Here is a 22,864-nt window from a genome sequence, read left to right on the forward strand (position 1 = left end):
ATGCAAGTGGTTGTGTGGAATTAAAGCAGATCAAAATGAAAAGGGGGAGCTTTTTGTGTTTAAAAGAATGAAGGAAGATGTAGAAACAATTTTTGAGAATGATCCAGCGGCGCGTAGTGTATTCGAAGTTATACTAACATACTCAGGTTTGCACGCTACTTGGTCACACCGAGTTGCCCATTGGTTCTTTAAAAAGCGTTTTTATTTTATAGCCCGTACCATTTCACAAATTAGTCGCTTCTTTACTGGAATTGAAATTCATCCTGGAGCGAAAATTGGTCGACGTTTCTTTATTGACCATGGGATGGGCGTTGTAATTGGTGAAACATGTGAGATTGGTGATAATGTAACGTTGTATCAAGGTGTAACTTTAGGTGGTACAGGAAAAGAAAAGGGGAAACGCCACCCAACATTAGAGGATAATGTACTAGTTGCGACAGGTGCAAAAGTTTTAGGTTCTATTACAATTGGTGAAAATAGTAAAATTGGTGCAGGTTCAGTTGTCTTAAAAGAAGTGCCACCAAATGCTACAGTTGTCGGTATTCCTGGTAAAATAGTGATTAAGGATGGGGTTCGTCTAGAGAAAAAACTAGACCACCAAAATATACCTGACCCTGTAGAAGAACGTTGTCAAGCTTTCGAGAAGCAGATTGCAGCATTGAATCAGGAAATCGAGCGCTTACAAAAGGAGAGAGAAACACAATGAGTATTCAAATTTTCAACTCATTAACACGACAAAAAGAAACTTTCGTACCGCTGGAAGAAGGCAAAATAAAAATGTACGTTTGCGGTCCAACGGTTTATAACTACATTCATATTGGGAATTCACGTCCTGTAATTGTCTACGATACAGTGCGTCGTTATTTCCAATACAAAGGCTATGATGTGAAATTTGTTTCAAATTTCACAGATGTGGACGACAAAATTATTAAGGCTGCAAATGAGCTTGGAGAAGAAGTTCATGAATTAACGGAGCGCTTTATTGCCGCATACTTTGAAGATGTTTCAGCGCTAGGTTGCAAGAAAGCAGATGTACATCCGCGTGTAACAGAGCATATGGATGATATCATTCAATTCATTCAAGTTTTAGTCGATAAGGGCTATGCTTATGAGTCAGCTGGTGATGTCTATTACCGAACTCGTAAATTTAATGGTTACGGTAAATTATCTCACCAATCGGTGGATGATTTAAAAATTGGTGCTCGTATAGAAGCAGGCGAGAAAAAAGATGATGCGTTAGATTTCGCTCTATGGAAAGCTGTAAAGCCAGGTGAAATTTACTGGGAAAGTCCTTGGGGCAAAGGACGTCCGGGTTGGCATATTGAGTGCTCTGTAATGGCACGTGAGCATTTAGGAGATACTATTGATATTCATGCAGGTGGGCAAGATTTAACATTCCCGCATCATGAAAATGAAATTGCACAATCTGAAGCTCATAATGATAAAACATTTGCGCGTTATTGGATGCACAATGGGTATATTAATATTGATAATGAAAAAATGTCCAAATCCCTTGGTAATTTTATACTCGTTAATGATATTCGTAAACAAATTGACCCACAAGTTTTACGCTTCTTTATGCTCTCTGTGCATTACCGTCATCCGATTAACTTTGCGAAGGATTTAGTAGATGCAGCCGCAAATGGGTTAGAACGAATTCGTACTGCCTACAACAATGTGAAACACCGTTTAACAGCAACTGCGAGCTTAGGTGATCACTCAGAAGAATGGCTTGAAAAAATTGCTGAACAAAAAGCTTACTTTGAAGAAGCGATGGATGATGACTTTAATACAGCCAACGCCATTTCTGTATTATTCGAATTAGCGCGCATCGCAAATATTTATCTAAATGAAACGAATACTGATGAAAAAGTATTAGTAAGTTTTACTGAAACTTTTGAGGTGTTAGGTGACGTCTTAGGTATTGAATTTGCAAAAGAAGAAGAGCTATTAGACGAAGAAATTGAAGCACTGTTACAGGAACGTGTAGATGCACGTAAAAATCGTGATTTTGCTCGTTCGGATGAAATTCGTGACCATTTGCAAGCGCAAGGTATCATTTTAGAAGATACGCGACAAGGAACTAGATGGAAACGAGGGTAAGTAACTTGGATAAACTCCGCAACGAAGATGTTAAGCAATTGAATGCATTAGCGTTAGCCTATATGGGAGACGCAGTTTTAGAACAAAAGATACGAGAGCATTTATTACGTGCCGGCCGTGTCAAACCTAACACACTTCATAGAGAAGCGACGCGTTACGTATCAGCTAAAGCTCAATCTATGATTGTACATCGAATGATGGATGAAGGCTTTTTAACAGAGGAGGAGTTGGCTGTGTTCCGTCGTGGACGCAATGCCAAATCCGGCTCTGTGCCCAAAAATACAGATGTTCAAACATACCGTAATAGCTCAGGTTTTGAGGCTGTGCTCGGTAGTTTATATTTATTAAATGAATTAGAACGCGTCTATGCAATCATTGCATACGCTATTCAAATCATCGAGGAATCAAAAGGAGTGTCGAATTAATGGCAGAGCAAAATGGTGAAATTATTGCCGGTAAAAACCCAGTGTTAGAAGCACTTCGTTCAGGACGCGATATGAATAAAGTATGGATTGCAGAAGGTGTGAAAAAATCAGGGGTTAATGAACTCCTAGATTTAGCACGAGAACGTGGCGTCATCGTTCAATTTGTCCCGAAAAAAAAGGTGGATCAATTATCAGATGCCAACCACCAAGGAATAGTTGCCTCTGTTGCAGCATATAGATATGCAGAGTTAGAGGACTTATTTGCTGCAGCGGCAAAAAAACAAGAAGATCCATTCTTCTTAATTTTAGATGAGCTAGAGGACCCTCATAATCTGGGCTCTATTATGCGAACTGCTGATGCGATAGGTGCGCATGGTATTATTATTCCGAAGCGCCGTTCTGTGAGTTTGACAGCTGTAGTGGCAAAGGCATCGACTGGAGCAATTGAGCATGTACCTGTCGTGCGTGTGAATAACCTAGCGCAGACGGTGGATGAGCTGAAAGAGCGAGGGGTTTGGATTGCGGGTACAGATGCAAAAGGTTCTGCAGACTATCGTAAAATGGATGCAACATTGCCGCTTGCGATTATTATTGGTAGTGAAGGCAAAGGAATGGGCCGCTTATTAAAAGAGAAATGTGACTTTTTATATCATTTACCGATGGTTGGGCATGTCACATCACTAAATGCATCGGTAGCTGCTGCACTTTTAATGTACGAAGTGTATCGTAAACGTCAAGAAGCGAATGATTGACAATGAACAATATTTTGCTTGTTGACGGCTATAATATGATAGGAGCTTGGAAAGAGCTACGACCATTACGTGATACTAATTTTGAAGATGCCCGTAAGAGGTTGATTGAGCTTATGGCTGAGTATAAGGCAACTATGGGGTGGCGCGTAATTATAGTTTTTGACGCGCATCTTGTACCAGGTGTGGAGCAAACTTATTTAGAAAACGATGTCGAAATCATTTATACACGGAAAAACGAAACAGCAGATGAACGTATTGAAAAAATGACACACGAACTAAAGGCTAGAAATGTACAGATTCACGTAGCAACCTCCGATATGGCAGAGCAAAACGTTATTTTTGGTAATGGTGCTCTGCGAAAATCGGCAAGGGAGCTAGAAATTGAGATGGGTATTATCCAACATAAAATTTCTCATGATGTGAAACAAAAACATGATAGCAAACCGCCATCTCGCATGGAGCTTAAGCCGGATGTTGCTTTAGCCTTTGAAAAGTGGCGGCGTGGTTTGAAATGATTGATTGACTCATATTTTCCAATTCCGTTATACTGTTCCTATTATCTGTTGTGGCTGAGGTGATACCATGTTTAAAAATAATATTGTACAAGTGACACAAGATTTTGAACGATTCAATGATGAAGAACTTATTGAAATGGTGCATCAAGGTAATACAGATGCGTTGGATTATTTAATTACGAAATACCGTTTGTTAGTGAGAGCGAAGGCTAGATCTTATTTTTTAATTGGTGCAGATAAAGAAGACATTGTGCAAGAAGGCATGATTGGTTTGTATAAAGCCATTCGTGATTTTAAGGGAGATAAACTGGCTTCTTTTCGAGCTTTTGCTGAATTATGTATTACAAGACAAATTATTACGGCTATTAAAACAGCTACAAGACAAAAGCATATACCATTAAATTCTTATGTTTCTTTGGACAAGCCTATTTTTGATGAAGAGTCAGACCGTACATTAATGGATGTGTTAACCGGTGCTATTATGGATGATCCGGAAGAATTAATGATTCATAGAGAAGAGTTTGGCTACTTAGAAGAAAAGATGGGTGAGATTTTAAGTGAATTAGAGCTACAAGTGTTAGCGCTTTACTTAGATGGACAGTCTTATCATGAAATTTCTGAGAAATTAAATCGTCATGTGAAGTCTATTGACAATGCTTTGCAACGAGTAAAGCGTAAATTAGAGCGACATTTAGTTCTTGAAGAAATGTCTTAGCGGTTGTATGCCTTTGTTGACATTGACAAATATAGGTGTTAGTCTTGAAAAGACAAAGTGCCGAAAAGGTGATTATATGGCAAAAAAAGTCGTTCTAAATTGCGAAAAATGCGGATCGAGAAATTATACGTTTCCAGCTAAGGAAGATACAACTGTACGCCTCGAATTAAAGAAATTTTGCTCGCATTGCAATGAACATACAGTGCATAAACAAACGCTATAAAATAATTTGTAAATAGACAGATATGATTGATTCGGAGGTTAGGCTAGAATGGGCAAGATTAAAGGCTTTTTCAGCAATGTAATGTCGGAAATGCGCAAAACAAGCTGGCCAAAAAGTAAAGAACTGACGAAATATACAGTCGTTGTAATTTCAACTGTTGTAATTATGGCTTTATTTTTTGTGTTAGTAGACTTAGGTATTTCATCATTATTCCGCTGGTACTTAGAGTTATAATTTAGTAAATAGCATGTTAATACTTCTGAAATAGCCCGTCATTACAATAAACGGGTTTTTTCGTTTGTTTTATCTTCGTGAAGATAAAGCTTCCGAACGCATTGTTTATCTGCGCGTCAGCGGCAATTACGCCAAGGCGAAATTGAAGAAGTGGACAGCAGTAAAATATTCTCAATATGATAAGTAAGCTACTAGGGATAGTATGAGGGTAGCGATAGATGACTATGCTAGATTTGGTATATATCATCAGGCTTTCGCTAGCTATTAGCGAAAGCTATGTTTTTCTAATGAGCAGTTTGTGAAAAGAGTAAAGAATGCACTTAGCATATCGTGAATCATTTTCACTCTTATTTGTAAGGGAGGGACGGACGAGGAGTCCTAGTAGTTATGGAGAAAAATTGGTATGTTGTTCATACGTATTCAGGGTATGAAAACCGTGTAAAAGCAAACCTAGAGAAACGTGTAGAAACAATGGGTATGCAGGATAAGATTTTCCGTGTTATTGTACCTGAACATGAAGAAACAGAAATGAAGGATGGGAAAAAGCGTACTATGATGCGCAAAGTTTTCCCTGGTTATGTTTTAGTAGAGCTAATTATGACAGATGATTCATGGTATGTTGTACGCAATACGCCAGGTGTAACTGGCTTTATCGGTTCATCTGGTGGTGGTGCAAAACCGACACCTTTATTACCTGAAGAAGCGGATCGTCTACTTCAACAAATGGGAATGACTGACAAAATTGTCGAGATTGATATTTCTGTTGGAGAAGCAGTAGAAGTATTGGAAGGGCCTTTTGCTCACTTCCAAGGACGTGTTGAAGAAATTGACACTGAAAAAGGAAAAGTGAAAGTTTCTGTCGATATGTTTGGTCGCGAAACAATTATGGAACTAGATTTTGAGCAAATACAAAAAATGTAGTTCTAGTAACTAAAGTACATATGTCTAAGACGTATGTCGCAGATTTTGTTAATTACTACTTGCTTAAAAAAATTAAAAGTGGTATCATTTCTAGGTCAGATTGTCATACTTTGGTTTGACGTCTGCAATGATAATTTTAATGTTATCGGCAATTAGCTGACAGACAGATATTGAGTGGGAGGGGCAACCCAATTACCACATCACGGACTTAAGGAGGTGTGTCTCGTGGCTAAAAAAGTTATTAAAGTTGTTAAACTTCAAATCCCTGCTGGTAAAGCAAACCCAGCTCCACCGGTTGGTCCTGCATTAGGTCAAGCAGGTGTGAACATCATGGGATTCTGTAAAGAATTCAACGCGCGTACTGCAGATCAAGCTGGTCTTATCATTCCAGTTGAAATTTCAGTATTCGAGGACCGTTCATTCACTTTCATTACAAAAACTCCACCCGCAGCAGTACTACTTAAAGTAGCAGCTGGTATCCAATCTGGATCTGGTGAACCAAATCGTAAAAAAGTGGCAACGGTTAAACGTGATAAAGTTCGCGAAATCGCTGAAACTAAAATGCCAGACCTTAACGCTGCTTCAGTAGAAGCTGCAATGTTAATGGTTGAAGGTACTGCACGAAGCATGGGTATTGTTATCGAAGACTAATCCCATTACTTGATGATGTATTTGTTTTTTGGAAGGTTGCGGAGTTTCTTTGTGAACGCGCAACCTTTATTCGTGGGAGGTAAAATCCGCTATAACCACAATCAAGGAGGAATTATATAATGGCTAAAAAAGGTAAAAAACTGCAAGATGCAGCAAAATTAATCGACCGTAACGCATTATACGGCGCTCAAGAAGCAATCGAACTTGCTCAAAAAACTAGCTCAGTGAACTTCGACGCTACTGTAGAAGTTGCTTTCCGTCTAGGAATCGATACTCGTAAAAACGACCAACAAATCCGTGGTGCAGTAGTGTTACCAAACGGTACTGGTAAAACTCAACGCGTATTAGTATTCGCTAAAGGTGAAAAACTTAAAGAAGCTGAAGCTGCTGGTGCTGACTATGTAGGCGATGCAGAATACATCCAAAAAATCCAACAAGGTTGGTTTGATTTCGATGTAATCGTTGCAACTCCTGACATGATGGGTGAAGTTGGTAAACTTGGTCGCGTATTAGGACCTAAAGGTTTAATGCCAAACCCTAAAACTGGTACAGTTACTTTCGATGTAACAAAAGCTATCGCAGAAATTAAAGCTGGTAAAGTAGAATACCGTGCTGATAAAGCTGGTATCATCCACGCACCTATCGGTAAAGTTTCTTTCTCTACAGAAAAATTAGTTGAAAACTTCTTAACTGTATTCGATGTAGTGCAAAAAGCGAAACCTGCTGCAGCTAAAGGTACTTACATGAAATCTGTAAACGTTACAACTACAATGGGTCCAGCTCTTAAAGTTGATGCTTCAAGCGTAGTGGTAAAATAATTTAAGTTTTTATGTAAATCTGTTGACGGCGCTGTCTATCTATGATAAGATGGTTGCTGTTGTGAATCATCCATTTGTACCGTAGACAGTAGGAGTGACTTGTCACTTAATGATCCTACCGAGGACAGCGGAATTCGGAATCTTATTTTAAAGATGATGACTTTCAGCCTCTGTGTCTATTTGACCCAGAGGCTTTTCTTTTGTCGGTATAAATGACCCATTCTAATAGGAGGTGTCATCATGAGCAAAGTTATCGAAAACAAACAAGCACAAGTTCAAGAGATTACTGAGAAATTTCAAAATGCTGCTTCTGTAGTAATTGTGGATTACCATGGTCTTAACGTTACGCAAGTAACTGAACTTCGTAAACAACTTCGTGAAGCTGGCGTTGAGTTCAAAGTTTACAAAAACACTTTAACACGTCGTGCTACTGAAGCTGTTGGTCTTGAAGGAATCAATGACGTATTAGTTGGTCCTAACGCAATTGCGTTCTCAAATGAAGATGTTGTAGCTCCTGCTAAAATCATCAACGAGTTCGCTAAGAAAAACGAAGCTTTAGAAATTAAAGCGGGTATTATTGAAGGTACAATCTCATCTGTTGAAGATGTTAAAGCACTTGCAGAACTTCCATCACGCGAAGGTCTTCTTTCTATGCTTTTATCTGTACTTCAAGCTCCAGTGCGCAACTTCGCACTTGCAACAAAAGCTGTTGCAGAACAAAAAGAAGAACAAGGCGCGTAATATACGCACTATAACTTCCGCGGCCTGACCGCAACAATAAAACATTATCCAATTAGGAGGAAATTATAATGAATAAAGAGCAAATCTTAGAAGCTATCAAAGCTATGACAGTTCTTGAATTAAACGATTTAGTAAAAGCTATCGAAGAAGAATTCGGTGTAACAGCTGCTGCTCCTGTAGCAGTAGTAGGTGCTGCTGCTGGCGCTGCTGAAGAAAAAACTGAGTTTGACGTAGTATTAGCATCTGCTGGTGCTGAAAAAATCAAAGTAATCAAAGCGGTTCGTGAAATCACTGGTTTAGGTCTTAAAGAAGCTAAAGAAGTAGTAGATAACGCTCCTAAAGCTCTTAAAGAAGGCGTTTCTAAAGATGAAGCTGAACAAATCAAAGCTAAACTTGAAGAAGTTGGCGCATCTGTAGAAGTTAAGTAATCTCGCGTTACTTTTAAACAAAAGGAAAGCTCGTCATTGTGGCGGGCTTTTTTCTTCATTTTGAGGAGGCGTGGAAATGTCAGATCACTATTATACGAGTAAGCCTCAAACCGAGAGTAAACCTCGTCACTGGACATTCAAGTTGTTAGGGCATACGTTTTCCTTTGAAACGGATGCAGGTGTATTTAGTAAAAGCGAAGTAGATTTTGGATCCCGTGTTTTAATAGATGCTTTTCAAATGCCTGATATTGATGGTGCGATTTTTGATGTGGGGTGCGGGTACGGACCGATCGGATTATCGATTGCCAAAACAAACCCAGACCGTACCGTTCTTATGATGGATATCAATGAACGTGCTGTTGCACTCTCGCAAAAAAATGCGCAAGTAAACGGTGTTCAAAATGTACGGATATTTGTGAGTGACGGACTATCGATGGTTGACAATGATGTAAACGCCGCAGCTATTTTAACCAATCCTCCAATTCGCGCAGGAAAGGAAACAATTTTCCGCTTTTACGATGGAGCTTATGATAAGCTAGTGTCATCTGGTGAGCTGTGGGTAGTAATACAGAAGAAGCAAGGTGCACCATCAACGGTAAGTTACTTAGAAGAAAAATTTTCTGAAGTCGATGTTGTGGAGAAGAAAAAAGGGTACTGGATAGTACGCGCGAAAAAATAAGTGAAATATGCATAAATTATTGACTTGACAAATCGGCTATGATAACATGATACAATGCAAAAATATTATTTTGAGGTCGTATGCCCTTTTTGAATATGATTGTTATAATGTGGGTATACTTGCCAAGATAAGTTTAGTTAACCGAAAATGAGATCTTTTTGAAGACTCGTTTTCTTTTTGTCTTTCGAAATCATACACTATTTGTATGATTTTGCAAAGACCTAATATCGCTTTATTGAGGGGTGAATGAGTTGACAGGTCAACTAGTTCAGTATGGACAACACCGCCAGCGTAGAAGCTTTGCGCGTATTAACGAGGTGCTTGAGCTTCCAAATCTGATTGAGATTCAAACGGCGTCTTACGAGTGGTTCCTTGAAGAAGGTTTACGTGAAATGTTCCGTGACATTTCGCCGATCGAGGACTTTACAGGCAATCTTTCATTAGAATTCATCGATTATTCATTAGGAGATCCTAAATATGATGTTGATGAGTGTAAAGAGCGAGATGTTACTTACGCAGCTCCATTACGTGTGAAAGTACGTCTTTACAACAAAGAAACAGACGAAGTGAAAGAACAGGATGTCTTCATGGGTGACTTCCCATTAATGACAGAGACAGGTACGTTCATTATCAATGGTGCTGAACGTGTTATCGTTTCACAATTAGTTCGTTCACCAAGTGTGTATTTCCATGATAAAACTGATAAAAACGGTAAGAAAGGTTTCGGAGCGACAGTTATTCCGAACCGTGGTGCTTGGTTAGAATATGAAACTGACGCGAAAGATGTAGTATACGTGCGTATTGATCGTACTCGTAAGCTACCAGTAACAGTGTTACTTCGTGCATTAGGCTTCGGTTCAGACCAAGAAATTATCGATATTATCGGTGATAACGAATATTTACGTAATACGTTAGAAAAAGATAACTCTGAAAGTACTGAAAAAGCACTTTTAGAAATCTATGAACGTTTACGTCCAGGTGAGCCACCAACAGTTGAAAGTGCGAAGAGTTTATTATACTCTCGTTTCTTCGATGCAAAACGCTATGATTTAGCGAATGTTGGTCGCTACAAAATGAATAAAAAGCTTCATATTAAAAATCGTTTATTTAACCAAACGATTGCTGAAACGCTTGTAGACCCAGAAACAGGCGAAATTTTAGTAGAGAAGGGTACAGTTCTTGATCGTCGTACTTTAGATAAAATCTTACCGTATTTAGAAGATTCATCAAAAGGGATCGGTTACCGCACTTTATCACAAGTTGGCGGAGTACTTGAAGACGATGTAACAATCCAGTCTATTAAAATTTATGCACCAAAAGATGAAGCGCAAAAAGAAATCAATATTATTAGTAATGCGTACATCGATGAAGAAGTGAAGAATATTACGCCTGCTGACGTATTATCTTCAGTAAGTTATTTCTTCAACTTACTTTACCAAGTAGGGGCAACAGATGATATCGACCACTTAGGTAACCGTCGTCTACGCTCTGTTGGTGAGCTTTTACAAAACCAATTCCGTATCGGTTTATCCCGTATGGAACGTGTAGTACGTGAGCGTATGTCTATTAACGATACAGCTGCGATTGTACCACAGCAATTAATTAATATTCGTCCGGTAATTGCGTCAATTAAAGAGTTCTTTGGTAGCTCTCAATTATCACAATTCATGGACCAAACAAACCCATTGGCAGAGTTAACGCATAAGCGTCGTCTATCTGCATTAGGACCTGGTGGTTTAACACGTGAGCGTGCTGGTTTCGAAGTACGTGACGTTCACTATTCTCACTATGGTCGTATGTGTCCAATCGAGACACCAGAGGGTCCAAACATTGGTTTAATCAACTCTTTATCTTCATTTGCCAAAGTAAATAAATTTGGATTCATTGAAACACCTTATCGTCGTATTGACCATGAAACAGGTCAAGTAACGGATCAAATTGATTACTTAACAGCAGATGAAGAAGATAACTACTATGTAGCACAAGCGAACTCACTATTAAATCCTGATGGCACATTTGCTAAAGACGAAGTAGTAGGTCGTTTCCGTGGGGACAATACAGTATTTAACAAATCGCAAATGGACTACATGGATGTATCTCCTAAACAAGTAGTGTCAGCTGCGACTGCATGTATCCCGTTCTTAGAAAACGATGACTCGAACCGTGCACTTATGGGTGCCAACATGCAACGTCAAGCAGTTCCTCTTCTTAACCCAGAAGCACCATTCGTTGGTACTGGTATGGAACACGTTGATGCGCGTGACTCAGGTGCGGCTGTAGTAGCGAAATATGATGGTATTGTTGAGCACGTTGAAGCTCGCTCTATCCGTGTTCGCCGCATTGAAGTCGTTGACGGTAAAGAGGTAAAAGGCGATTTAACAAAATATAAATTACAAAAATTCATTCGTTCTAACCAAGGTACTTCATACAACCAACGTCCACTTGTAAAAGTTGGCGAACGTGTGAAACCTCGTGACATTTTAGCAGACGGTCCATCTATGGAAAATGGTGAACTTGCTCTTGGTCGTAACGTACTTGTTGCGTTCATGACTTGGAACGGCTATAACTATGAGGATGCTGTTATCATGAGCGAACGCCTTGTAAAAGACGATGTTTATACATCTGTTCATATTGAAGAATATGAATCAGAGTCTCGTGATACAAAATTAGGACCTGAAGAAATCACTCGTGATATTCCAAACGTTGGGGAAGATGCGCTTCGTAACTTAGACGAACGCGGTATTATCCGCATCGGTGCAGAAGTACGTGATGGTGACATTCTTGTAGGTAAAGTAACACCTAAAGGGGTTACAGAATTAACTGCTGAAGAACGTTTATTACATGCTATCTTCGGTGAAAAAGCTCGTGAAGTTCGTGATACTTCATTACGTGTACCACATGGTGCTGGCGGTATTATTCTTGACGTTAAAGTATTTAACCGTGAAGATGGCGATGAATTACCACCGGGTGTTAACCAATTAGTTCGTGCTTACATTGTTCAAAAACGTAAAATTCGCGTAGGGGACAAAATGGCCGGACGTCACGGTAACAAAGGGGTTATCTCTCGTATCTTACCGGAAGAGGATATGCCATTCATGCCAGACGGTACTCCTGTTGATATCATGTTAAACCCACTTGGCGTACCTTCTCGTATGAACATCGGACAAGTTTTAGAGCTACACTTAGGTATGGCTTCTCGTTACTTAGGCGTTCATATGGCAACTCCAGTATTTGATGGTGCCAACGAGGAAGATGTTTGGGAAACGATGGAAGAAGCAGGTATGAACCGCGATGGTAAAACAATCCTGTATGATGGACGTTCAGGTGAACCATTCGATAACCGTGTATCGGTTGGTGTCATGTACATGATCAAACTTGCTCACATGGTTGATGATAAACTTCACGCACGTTCAACTGGTCCTTATTCACTTGTTACTCAACAGCCACTTGGTGGTAAAGCACAGTTCGGTGGACAACGCTTTGGTGAGATGGAAGTATGGGCACTTGAAGCATACGGTGCTGCTTACACACTTCAAGAAATCTTAACAGTTAAATCCGATGATGTTGTTGGTCGTGTGAAAACATACGAAGCAATCGTTAAAGGTGAAAGTGTACCAGAGCCAGGCGTTCCTGAATCATTCAAAGTATTGATTAAAGAACTTCAATCTCTTGGTATGGATGTGAAAATGTTAACAGTTAATGATGAAGAGGTAGAGCTTCGCGACTTAGACGAAGAAGAAGATCTTCAACCAGCTGACGCACTTAACATTGCACCACAGCAAGAAAAAGAAGAAGAGCCAGTAGAGTCTTTTGAATAATGGAAAACGTTAGTTCACACCTTTGTGAACACGGTCAAAGTTATTTTTCAAATTAGTCGGGCAGGATTTAATGCCCTGCCCGGCTTTTTCTTTCAATAAATCATTCTATTTTTAATCTTTTGCCAAAGAGACATGATTCTTGCAAACGATTATCGAGCTGCGTAAAAGAGTCTTTATAAAGACCTATACTAGAGGGAGGTAGGCTCCTTGATAGACGTTAATGAATTTGAATATATGAAAATCGGTTTAGCTTCTCCTGACAAGATCCGTTCTTGGTCATACGGTGAAGTCAAAAAACCTGAAACAATCAACTATCGTACTTTAAAACCAGAAAAAGATGGTTTATTCTGTGAGCGTATTTTCGGTCCAACTAAGGACTGGGAGTGTCATTGTGGTAAATACAAACGTGTACGCTATAAAGGCGTAGTTTGTGATCGTTGTGGAGTAGAAGTAACACGCGCCAAAGTTCGTCGTGAACGTATGGGCCACATCGAATTAGCAGCACCAGTATCTCATATCTGGTACTTCAAAGGTATTCCTAGCCGTATGGGTCTTATTTTAGATATGTCCCCACGTGCACTAGAAGAAGTAATTTACTTTGCTTCTTACGTTGTTATCGAACCAGGTGCTACAAACTTAGAAAGTAAGCAACTACTTTCTGAAAAAGAGTACCGTGCATATCGCGAAAAATTCGGCAACACATTCGAAGCATCTATGGGTGCGGAAGCAATTAAAAAATTATTAGGCAAAATTGATCTTGAAGATGAAACTTATTCTTTAAAAGAAGAGTTAAAATCAGCACAAGGTCAACGCCGTACACGTGCAATTAAACGTCTTGAAGTTGTTGAATCATTCCGTAACTCAGGTAACTCTCCTGAATGGATGATTTTAGATGTATTACCGGTTATTCCGCCAGAGCTTCGTCCGATGGTGCAATTAGATGGTGGTCGTTTTGCAACTTCTGACTTAAATGATTTATATCGTCGTGTAATCAACCGTAATAACCGTTTAAAACGTTTACTTGACCTTGGTGCTCCAAGCATCATCGTACAAAACGAAAAACGTATGTTACAAGAAGCTGTTGATGCATTAATCGATAATGGTCGTCGTGGTCGTCCTGTAACAGGTCCTGGTAACCGTCCATTAAAATCACTTTCACATATGCTGAAAGGTAAACAAGGTCGTTTCCGTCAAAACTTACTTGGTAAACGTGTTGACTACTCTGGTCGTTCGGTTATCGTAGTAGGTCCAAACTTAAAAATGTATCAATGCGGTCTACCGAAAGAAATGGCAATTGAGCTATTTAAGCCTTTCGTAATGAAAGAGTTAGTAGAACGTGGTCTTGCTCATAATATTAAATCTGCTAAACGTAAAATCGAGCGTTTAAACAACGATGTATGGGACGTTTTAGAAGATGTAATTCGTGAGCATCCAGTATTACTAAACCGTGCACCTACTCTTCACCGTCTTGGTATTCAAGCGTTTGAACCAACACTAGTTGAGGGTCGTGCTATTCGTCTTCACCCATTAGTATGTACAGCTTATAACGCTGACTTCGATGGTGACCAAATGGCGGTTCACGTACCATTATCAGCAGAAGCACAAGCAGAAGCTCGTCTTCTAATGCTTGCTGCACAAAACATCCTGAACCCGAAAGACGGGAAACCGGTTGTAACACCATCTCAAGATATGGTATTAGGTAACTACTACTTAACACTTGAGCGTGAAACAGCTCGCGGCGAAGGAACAACTTTCTATGGACCAAACGAAGTATTAATTGCATATGATACAGGTCATGTTCATTTGCATACTCGTATTGCGATTAAAGCAAGCTCGTTAAATAACCCAACATTTACTGAGGAACAAAATAATATGTTCCTATTAACGACTGTTGGTAAAGTAATCTTTAACGAAATCTTGCCTAAATCATTCCCATACATTAATGAGCCAACTGCATTCAACTTAGAACAAGAAACACCAGACAAATACTTTGTTAATTTAACAATTGATGAAGAAACGTTAAAAGAACTTGAAGCAGATGCTACTTATAATGGGCTTGATGAAAAAGGTAAAGTTGATGCACAACGCACAGCTGTACTGCGTAAACACTTTGCATCAGTACCAGTTGTAAACCCATTCCGCAAAAAATTCTTAGGTAATATCATTGCTGAAGTATTTAAACGTTTCCACATCACTGAAACATCTAAAATGCTTGACCGCATGAAGAACTTAGGATTCAAATATTCAACACGTGCTGGTATCACTGTAGGTGTATCTGACATCGTCGTATTACCAGACAAAGGCGAAATTTTAGCGGTAGCTCAAGAAAAAGTAGATAAAGTTCAAGCGCAATTCCGTCGTGGTTTCATCACGGAAGAGGAGCGTTATGATCGCGTTATCTCAAGCTGGAGTGCTGCGAAAGATGAAATTCAATCAAAGCTAATGAAGTCGCTTGAGAAAACAAACCCAATCTTTATGATGTCTGACTCAGGTGCCCGTGGTAACGCATCTAACTTTACACAGTTAGCTGGTATGCGTGGTCTGATGGCCAACCCGGCTGGTCGTATCATCGAACTTCCAATTAAATCTTCATTCCGTGAAGGTTTAACGGTATTAGAGTACTTCATCTCAACTCACGGTGCTCGTAAAGGTCTTGCCGATACAGCCCTAAAAACTGCCGATTCAGGTTACTTAACACGTCGTCTTGTTGACGTAGCACAAGATGTTATCGTTCGTGAGGATGACTGTGGAACTGACCGTGGTTTAACAATCGGTGCGTTAATGGAAGGCACAGAGTTAATTGAAGCGTTAGATGAACGTATTATCGGTCGTCATACGAAGAAAACAATCATGCATCCAGAAACAGGTGAAGTTATCTTAGAAAAAGATGGCTTAATCGATCAAGATATCGCGCGTGCGGTTATCGAGATTGGTATCGAGGAAGTAACAATCCGTTCAGCATTCACATGTAATACAAAACATGGTGTATGTAAAAAATGTTACGGCATGAACTTAGCAACAGGTGAAGAGGTTGAAGTTGGAGAAGCAGTTGGTATTATTGCGGCTCAATCAATCGGTGAACCAGGTACACAATTAACAATGCGTACATTCCATACAGGTGGGGTTGCCGGGGATGATATTACACAAGGTCTTCCACGTATCCAAGAGATTTTTGAAGCACGTAATCCTAAAGGTCAATCAGTTATTTCTGATATCGCGGGTACTGTTTCAGACATCACTGAAATCCGCGAAGGTCTAAAAGAGATTACAATTGAAGGTGAAGTAGAAACACGTAAATACGCAGCACCTTACAATGCTCGTCTAAAAGTACAAGAAGGCGACTTTGTAGAACGTGGTCAAGTATTAACAGAAGGTTCTATTGATCCAAAACAATTATTAAAAGTTAAAGACGTTTCAACAGTTCAAGAATACCTGTTAAAAGAAGTACAAAAAGTATACCGTATGCAAGGGGTAGAAATTGGAGACAAACATATCGAGGTAATGGTTCGCCAAATGCTTCGTAAAGTTCGTGTAATCGAAGCTGGTGATACAGAATTATTACCAGGCTCATTACTAGATATTCACCAATTCTCAGAAGCAAATGCAGATGCTGTGCTAAAGGGCAAAAACCCTGCAACTTGTCGTCCTGTTATCCTAGGTATTACAAAAGCGTCTCTTGAAACAGAATCATTCTTATCCGCTGCATCATTCCAAGAAACAACTCGTGTGTTAACGGATGCTGCTATTAAAGGAAAACGTGATGAACTTCTTGGTCTGAAGGAAAACGTAATTATCGGTAAACTTGTTCCTGCAGGTACTGGTATGCAACGTTACCGTCAAATCCGTATTGAAAAAGATGAGCTTGACACAGAAGACCTAATTTCTGCTGAATAATCATTAAAATAAGTGCCGAAGAGATGTATTTTAATCATCTCTTCGGGCTTTTTAAAGATATTAGTTGACAGTCGAAATTGGTAATGATAATATATTGAAGGTTGATAGTTAACTGTCTGTACTTCGGAGGATATGAAAATGTCTTATGATAGAGTAAGGGATAGTCAAACAATCATAGGTACAAAGCAAGCAGTAAAAGCAATGCAAGCTGGTTCAGTGAAAGAACTTTTTGTGGCACTTGATGCAGACAATTGGGTAACCGATTCGGCCATATCTTTCGCGAGAGAAATCGGTATACCAGTTATTCTTGTTGAGTCCAAAAAGGAACTGGGCAAGGCCTGTGGAATCCACGTTGGAGCTGCGGTAGTTGCGATCACTGTAGAGTAGTTTTTGTGTATTGAACACAAAGACTTTGTTTTTACCCAAAAAATGAACCACCTGGATGTGTGGTATTAACAAGGAATAAATGAAGGGAGGAAATACCGATGCCTACAATTAACCAATTAGTACGTAAGCCTCGTCAATCTAAAATCACGAAATCAAAATCACCAGCGTTAAACAAAGGATATAACTCATTTAAAAAATCTTTAACTGATGTTAAATCTCCACAAAAACGCGGTGTTTGTACTCGTGTAGGTACAATGACACCTCGTAAACCAAACTCAGCGTTACGTAAATACGCTCGTGTACGTTTAACTAACCAAATTGAGGTTACAGCTTATATCCCAGGTGAAGGCCACAACTTACAAGAGCACAGTGTTGTTCTTATCCGTGGCGGACGCGTAAAAGACTTAGCGGGTGTTCGTTACCATATCGTACGTGGTGCTCTTGATACAGCTGGTGTAAACGGTCGTTTACAATCACGTTCTAAATACGGAACAAAACGCCCTAAAGAAAAAAAATAATTTAACATTATTGAGCGTTGCTTAATAATGGACTTGAAGTAGTAGTCGCAAATTTCCAACCTTGCTAGCAGATTGGAAATTTGCCTGGCAACTATGACAAGGTAATTCTTATAAAATAAATCGATAATTATTCGAAAGGAGGAAAACACATGCCTCGTAAAGGTCCTGTTTCCAAACGTGACGTGTTACCAGATCCAATTTATAGTTCAAAACTAGTAACTCGTTTAATTAATAAAATGATGGTTGATGGTAAAAGAGGTACTTCTCAAAAGATTTTATACGGTGCGTTCGATCTAGTTAAAGAACGTTCTGGTGAAAATCCAATTGAAGTATTCGAAGCTGCTCTAAACAACGTAATGCCAGTTCTTGAAGTTCGTGCTCGCCGTGTTGGTGGTTCTAACTACCAAGTGCCAGTAGAAGTACGTCCAGAACGTCGTACAACTTTAGGTCTTCGTTACCTAGTTAACTACGCTCGTCTTCGTGGTGAAAAAACAATGGAAGAGCGTTTAGCTAACGAAATCCTTGATGCTTCTAACAACACTGGTGCATCAGTTAAAAAGCGTGAAGATATGCACAAAATGGCAGAAGCGAACAAAGCATTCGCTCACTACCGTTGGTAATCTAAACATCGCATAAGCCCAATATGGAAGGAGAAATACCTTATGAAACGCGAATTCTCTCTTGAGAATACTCGTAATATTGGGATCATGGCTCACATTGATGCTGGTAAAACAACAACTACTGAGCGTATCCTTTATTACACAGGTAAGATTCACAAAATCGGTGAAACTCACGAAGGCGCTTCTCAAATGGACTGGATGGAGCAAGAGCAAGAACGTGGTATCACAATCACTTCTGCTGCAACAACAGCTCAATGGGACGGCCACCGTGTAAACATCATCGATACTCCTGGACACGTAGACTTCACTGTAGAAGTTGAACGTTCATTACGCGTACTTGATGGTGCTGTAACAGTTCTTGATGCTCAATCTGGTGTTGAACCTCAAACTGAAACAGTATGGCGTCAAGCTACAACTTACGGCGTTCCACGTATCGTGTTCATTAACAAAATGGATAAAACAGGAGCAGATTTCCTATATTCTGTAGGAACTCTACACGAACGTTTACAAGCAAACGCTCATCCTATCCAATTACCTATCGGAGCTGAAGATCAGTTCTCAGCAATCATTGACTTAGTTGAAATGAAAGCTACTTTCTACGGCGACGAAAAAGGTACAGCAGTAACTGAAGGTGAAATTCCTGAAGAACACCGCGCACAAGCTGAAGAATACCGTGAAAAATTAATCGATGCTGTTGCAAGTGTTGATGAAGAAATCATGGAAAAATATTTAGAAGGTGAAGAAATTTCTGTTGCTGAACTTAAAGCGGCTATCCGTCGTGCTACGATCGCAGTAGAATTTTACCCAGTAATCTGTGGTACAGCATTCAAACACAAAGGCGTACGCCCAATGTTAGATGCAGTTATCGATTACTTACCATCTCCATTAGATGTACCAGCAATCAAAGGTACTGATGTTGATGGTGACGAGGAATTAGAACGTCATTCTTCAGATGAGGAGCCATTCTCAGCTCTTGCATTTAAAGTTATGACTGACCCATTCGTAGGTAAATTAACTTTCTTCCGTGTGTATTCTGGAACTTTAGAATCAGGTTCATACGTACAAAACTCTTCTAAAGGTAAACGTGAACGCGTAGGCCGTATCCTACAAATGCACGCAAACTCTCGTGAAGAGATTTCTAAAGTATTCGCTGGGGACATCGCAGCAGCAGTAGGTCTTAAAGATACTACTACTGGTGATACTCTATGTGACGAGAAAAACCTAGTTATTCTTGAATCAATGGAATTCCCTGAGCCAGTAATTTCTCTTTCTGTAGAACCAAAATCAAAAGCTGACCAAGATAAAATGGGTCAAGCTTTACAAAAACTTCAAGAAGAGGATCCAACTTTCCGTGCTCATACTGACACAGAAACTGGTCAAACAATCATCTCAGGTATGGGTGAGCTTCACCTTGATATCTTAGTTGACCGTATGCGCCGTGAATTTAAAGTAGAAGCTAACGTAGGTGCTCCAATGGTATCTTACCGTGAAACATTCCGTAGCTCTGCAAAAGTTCAAGGTAAATTCACTCGCCAATCTGGTGGTCGTGGACAATACGGAGACGTAACGATTGAGTTCTCTCCAAATGAAGAAGGTAAAGGCTTTGAATTCGAAAACGCTATCGTTGGTGGTGTAGTACCTCGTGAATACATTCCTGCAGTAGAAGCTGGTCTTCGTGACTCTCTTGACCGCGGTGTAGTAGCTGGTTACCCACTTATCGACATTAAAGCGAAATTAGTATTCGGTTCTTACCATGACGTTGACTCGAATGAGATGGCGTTCAAAATCGCTGCATCTATGGCTCTTAAAGAAGCTTCGAAGCAATGTGATGCAGTTATTTTAGAACCAATGATGAAAGTAGAAGTTGTAATTCCAGAAGAATACCTTGGTGATATCATGGGTAACATTACTTCTCGTCGCGGACGCGTAGAGGGTATGGAAGCTCGCGGTAACTCTCAAGTTGTTCGTGCAATGGTTCCTTTAGCGGAAATGTTTGGTTATGCAACAACTCTTCGTTCAGCAACGCAAGGTCGTGGTGTATTCTCAATGACATTCGATCATTATGAAGAAGTACCAAAATCAATCGCTGCTGAAATCATCAAAAAAAATAAAGGTGAATAATTGAATTTTCATCTTGCATAAAGTATAACTAATTTGTAAGCTATGATTGTGGGATAGAGGATGGGCCCGTTCTCTATCAGCATTCATTCTATAAATTTTAAAATTAAAACATATAATTTTGAGGAGGCAATCTCTAATGGCTAAAGAAAAATTCGACCGTTCAAAAACGCATGCTAACATTGGTACAATCGGACACGTTGACCATGGTAAAACTACTTTAACTGCTGCTATCGCAACAGTTCTTTCTAAAAAAATGGGTGGGGAAGCTAAATCATACGCTGATATCGATAACGCTCCAGAAGAAAAAGAACGTGGTATTACAATCAATACTTCTCACGTAGAATATGAAACTGATACTCGTCACTATGCACACGTTGACTGCCCAGGACACGCTGACTATGTTAAAAACATGATCACTGGTGCTGCACAAATGGACGGCGGTATCTTAGTAGTATCTGCTGCTGATGGCCCAATGCCACAAACTCGTGAACACATCCTTTTATCTCGTCAAGTAGGTGTTCCTTACTTAGTAGTATTCATGAACAAATGTGATATGGTAGACGACGAAGAATTATTAGAATTAGTAGAAATGGAAATCCGTGACCTACTTTCTGAATATGACTTCCCAGGTGACGATCTTCCTGTAATCAAAGGTTCTGCTCTTAAAGCTCTTGAAGGCGAAGCAGAATGGGAAGAAAAAATCGTTGAATTAATGGACGCTGTAGATTCTTACATCCCAACTCCAGAACGTCAAACTGACAAACCATTCATGATGCCAGTAGAGGACGTATTCTCTATCACTGGTCGTGGTACAGTTGCAACTGGCCGTGTTGAACGTGGTCAAGTTAAAGTTGGTGACGTAATTGAAATCATCGGTATCACTGAAGAAGCTAAATCTACTACTGTAACTGGTGTAGAAATGTTCCGTAAATTATTAGACTACGCTGAAGCTGGTGACAACATCGGTGCTTTACTTCGTGGTGTAGCTCGTGAAGAAATCCAACGTGGTCAAGTATTAGCTAAACCAGGCTCAATCACTCCACACACTAACTTCAAAGCTGAAGTTTATGTTTTATCAAAAGAAGAGGGTGGCCGTCATACTCCATTCTTCTCTAACTACCGTCCTCAGTTCTACTTCCGTACAACTGACGTAACAGGTATCTGTAACTTACCAGAAGGCGTTGAAATGGTAATGCCTGGCGATAACATCGAAATGACAGTAGAACTTATCGCTCCAATCGCTCTTGAAGAAGGTACTAAATTCTCTATCCGTGAGGGTGGCCGTACTGTAGGCGCTGGCGTAGTTGCTTCTATCCAAAAATAATTTTAGCGCAAGCTAATTTACGAAACCAATCTGTAGGGACGCTTACAGATTGGTTTTTTTGTGTTAAAATATGTAAAGAATATTTGGTAATCTTAGTTGAATTAGATTATTTTATGTATACATAATGGGTGAAATACCGAAAAAATACAAATAGCGTTTTTTTACACCGCTAGAGATGAAAGCTAATACCATCGGACGCCCCAGTCGGAACGGAAATCAGCCTCAGGTTATGACGATGAGCTTATTTAATACATATAAACATTTCATGAAAGGAGAAGTTGCAAATGGAGATGAAAATATTGCTGATTGAAGACGATCCATCAATTTTCGAAATGATTCAGACACGTTTTGCACAATGGTCGCTTCAGGTTGTAGGTCCTAAAGATTTTCAAAAGGTGATGGATGATTTTATTGAACAAAAGCCACAGCTTGTATTGATTGACATTCAGCTTCCAGCCTATGATGGCTTTCATTGGTGTCGTGAAATACGTCATATCTCAAAGGTGCCAATTCTCTTTCTATCTTCACGAGACCACCCAATGGATATGGTAATGGCAATGCAAATGGGTGCGGATGACTTTGTACAAAAGCCTTTCCATATGGAAGTATTACTAGCAAAGGTACAAGCTATTTTACGCCGTACATATGATTATATAGAAGAATCCATGGATGTCACACGGTTTAATGGTGCAGTTATTGACTATGCACGCAGTGAAATTATGTATGGAGGTAACCTTGCTTCGCTAACAAAAAATGAACTCTTTATTTTACGCATTTTAGTGGAGAAGGCCGATCAAATAGTTTCTAGAGATGATTTAATGAGAAAGTTATGGGATGATGAGCGCTTTGTCAATGATAATACATTGTCGGTAAATGTTAATCGATTACGCACTAAGCTAGAGGATATAGGTTTACAAGAAGCGATTTTAACTAAAAAGGGACTTGGTTATATGGCTGTAACACAAGGGACGTGAGTG

The 22,864-nt window shown here is 39.6% G+C and carries 22 protein-coding genes and 1 other annotated feature; all 22 genes read left to right on the forward strand.

Features of this window, described 5'->3' with window-relative positions; translation table 11 throughout:
- The first annotated feature begins 55 nt into the window (after nucleotides 1–55).
- The 22 genes from epsC to ACMZ42_RS15450 all read left to right on the forward strand — a co-directional run bounded on the left by epsC (nucleotide 56) and on the right by ACMZ42_RS15450 (nucleotide 22,861).
- Nucleotides 56–706 carry a serine O-acetyltransferase EpsC gene (epsC, locus tag ACMZ42_RS15345; protein ID WP_323648541.1) on the forward strand — a complete coding sequence of 217 codons (651 nt, stop codon included), beginning with the start codon at nucleotides 56–58 and terminating at the stop codon, nucleotides 704–706.
- Nucleotides 703–2,103, forward strand: coding sequence for a cysteine--tRNA ligase (gene cysS / locus ACMZ42_RS15350; protein WP_370077753.1), 1,401 nt, complete (start codon nucleotides 703–705; stop codon nucleotides 2,101–2,103). The genes epsC and cysS overlap by 4 nt, the downstream gene beginning before the upstream one ends.
- A gap of 5 nt (nucleotides 2,104–2,108) precedes the next feature.
- Nucleotides 2,109–2,528, forward strand: coding sequence for a Mini-ribonuclease 3 (locus ACMZ42_RS15355; protein WP_053482829.1), 420 nt, complete (start codon nucleotides 2,109–2,111; stop codon nucleotides 2,526–2,528).
- Nucleotides 2,528–3,280 carry a 23S rRNA (guanosine(2251)-2'-O)-methyltransferase RlmB gene (gene rlmB / locus ACMZ42_RS15360; RefSeq protein WP_053482828.1) on the forward strand — a complete coding sequence of 251 codons (753 nt, stop codon included), beginning with the start codon at nucleotides 2,528–2,530 and terminating at the stop codon, nucleotides 3,278–3,280. The genes ACMZ42_RS15355 and rlmB overlap by 1 nt, the downstream gene beginning before the upstream one ends.
- Before the next feature lie 2 nt (nucleotides 3,281–3,282).
- On the forward strand, nucleotides 3,283–3,795 hold the full coding sequence (locus ACMZ42_RS15365) for an NYN domain-containing protein (RefSeq protein WP_415731965.1): 513 nt from the start codon (nucleotides 3,283–3,285) through the stop codon (nucleotides 3,793–3,795).
- A gap of 67 nt (nucleotides 3,796–3,862) precedes the next feature.
- Nucleotides 3,863–4,510 carry an RNA polymerase sporulation sigma factor SigH gene (sigH, locus tag ACMZ42_RS15370; protein WP_370077748.1) on the forward strand — a complete coding sequence of 216 codons (648 nt, stop codon included), beginning with the start codon at nucleotides 3,863–3,865 and terminating at the stop codon, nucleotides 4,508–4,510.
- A 76-nt stretch (nucleotides 4,511–4,586) separates the two neighbouring features.
- Entirely contained in the window at nucleotides 4,587–4,733 is a 147-nt protein-coding gene (gene rpmG / locus ACMZ42_RS15375; RefSeq protein WP_132362667.1) for a 50S ribosomal protein L33, read from the forward strand.
- 48 nt (nucleotides 4,734–4,781) lie between these two features.
- The gene (secE, locus tag ACMZ42_RS15380) at nucleotides 4,782–4,967 is read left to right on the forward strand and encodes a preprotein translocase subunit SecE (protein ID WP_053596042.1); all 186 of its coding nucleotides are present in this window, start codon (nucleotides 4,782–4,784) and stop codon (nucleotides 4,965–4,967) included.
- A 387-nt stretch (nucleotides 4,968–5,354) separates the two neighbouring features.
- Nucleotides 5,355–5,888, forward strand: coding sequence for a transcription termination/antitermination protein NusG (nusG, locus tag ACMZ42_RS15385; protein WP_049662801.1), 534 nt, complete (start codon nucleotides 5,355–5,357; stop codon nucleotides 5,886–5,888).
- Between the two features lie 225 nt (nucleotides 5,889–6,113).
- On the forward strand, nucleotides 6,114–6,539 hold the full coding sequence (gene rplK, locus ACMZ42_RS15390; RefSeq protein WP_004233593.1) for a 50S ribosomal protein L11: 426 nt from the start codon (nucleotides 6,114–6,116) through the stop codon (nucleotides 6,537–6,539).
- Nucleotides 6,540–6,658: 119 nt separating this feature from the next.
- The gene (rplA, locus tag ACMZ42_RS15395) at nucleotides 6,659–7,357 is read left to right on the forward strand and encodes a 50S ribosomal protein L1 (protein WP_370077746.1); all 699 of its coding nucleotides are present in this window, start codon (nucleotides 6,659–6,661) and stop codon (nucleotides 7,355–7,357) included.
- Between the two features lie 61 nt (nucleotides 7,358–7,418).
- Nucleotides 7,419–7,565: a sequence feature (ribosomal protein L10 leader region), on the forward strand.
- A 32-nt stretch (nucleotides 7,566–7,597) separates the two neighbouring features.
- Nucleotides 7,598–8,098, forward strand: a complete 501-nt coding sequence (gene rplJ, locus ACMZ42_RS15400) for a 50S ribosomal protein L10 (RefSeq protein ID WP_415731960.1) — start codon at nucleotides 7,598–7,600, stop codon at nucleotides 8,096–8,098.
- 68 nt (nucleotides 8,099–8,166) lie between these two features.
- Nucleotides 8,167–8,526 (forward strand): 50S ribosomal protein L7/L12, encoded by a 360-nt coding sequence (gene rplL, locus ACMZ42_RS15405; RefSeq protein ID WP_049662812.1) that lies wholly within the window; start codon nucleotides 8,167–8,169, stop codon nucleotides 8,524–8,526.
- Between the two features lie 76 nt (nucleotides 8,527–8,602).
- The gene (locus tag ACMZ42_RS15410) at nucleotides 8,603–9,205 is read left to right on the forward strand and encodes a class I SAM-dependent methyltransferase (RefSeq protein ID WP_370077741.1); all 603 of its coding nucleotides are present in this window, start codon (nucleotides 8,603–8,605) and stop codon (nucleotides 9,203–9,205) included.
- A gap of 242 nt (nucleotides 9,206–9,447) precedes the next feature.
- Nucleotides 9,448–13,023, forward strand: a complete 3,576-nt coding sequence (gene rpoB / locus ACMZ42_RS15415; RefSeq protein WP_370077739.1) for a DNA-directed RNA polymerase subunit beta — start codon at nucleotides 9,448–9,450, stop codon at nucleotides 13,021–13,023.
- A 207-nt stretch (nucleotides 13,024–13,230) separates the two neighbouring features.
- Nucleotides 13,231–16,917 carry a DNA-directed RNA polymerase subunit beta' gene (gene rpoC, locus ACMZ42_RS15420; protein ID WP_415731961.1) on the forward strand — a complete coding sequence of 1,229 codons (3,687 nt, stop codon included), beginning with the start codon at nucleotides 13,231–13,233 and terminating at the stop codon, nucleotides 16,915–16,917.
- Nucleotides 16,918–17,055: 138 nt separating this feature from the next.
- Complete coding sequence (locus ACMZ42_RS15425; protein WP_142509905.1) at nucleotides 17,056–17,304, forward strand: ribosomal L7Ae/L30e/S12e/Gadd45 family protein; 249 nt, start codon at nucleotides 17,056–17,058, stop codon at nucleotides 17,302–17,304.
- A 98-nt stretch (nucleotides 17,305–17,402) separates the two neighbouring features.
- Nucleotides 17,403–17,822: a 30S ribosomal protein S12 gene (gene rpsL / locus ACMZ42_RS15430; RefSeq protein WP_010860613.1), complete on the forward strand. Its 420-nt coding sequence runs from the start codon at nucleotides 17,403–17,405 to the stop codon at nucleotides 17,820–17,822.
- 149 nt (nucleotides 17,823–17,971) lie between these two features.
- A complete protein-coding gene (rpsG, locus tag ACMZ42_RS15435) occupies nucleotides 17,972–18,442 on the forward strand; it encodes a 30S ribosomal protein S7 (RefSeq protein WP_100542814.1) in 471 nt (156 codons plus the stop codon).
- Nucleotides 18,443–18,484: 42 nt separating this feature from the next.
- On the forward strand, nucleotides 18,485–20,563 hold the full coding sequence (gene fusA, locus ACMZ42_RS15440; RefSeq protein ID WP_370077734.1) for an elongation factor G: 2,079 nt from the start codon (nucleotides 18,485–18,487) through the stop codon (nucleotides 20,561–20,563).
- 136 nt (nucleotides 20,564–20,699) lie between these two features.
- Nucleotides 20,700–21,887, forward strand: coding sequence for an elongation factor Tu (gene tuf, locus ACMZ42_RS15445; protein WP_370077732.1), 1,188 nt, complete (start codon nucleotides 20,700–20,702; stop codon nucleotides 21,885–21,887).
- 290 nt (nucleotides 21,888–22,177) lie between these two features.
- A complete protein-coding gene (locus tag ACMZ42_RS15450) occupies nucleotides 22,178–22,861 on the forward strand; it encodes a response regulator transcription factor (RefSeq protein WP_370077965.1) in 684 nt (227 codons plus the stop codon).
- Nucleotides 22,862–22,864: the final 3 nt, after the last annotated feature.

The sequence above is a fragment of the Lysinibacillus sp. NPDC056185 genome, from assembly GCF_047737915.1.
Taxonomy (GTDB): Bacteria; Bacillota; Bacilli; order Bacillales_A; family Planococcaceae; genus Lysinibacillus.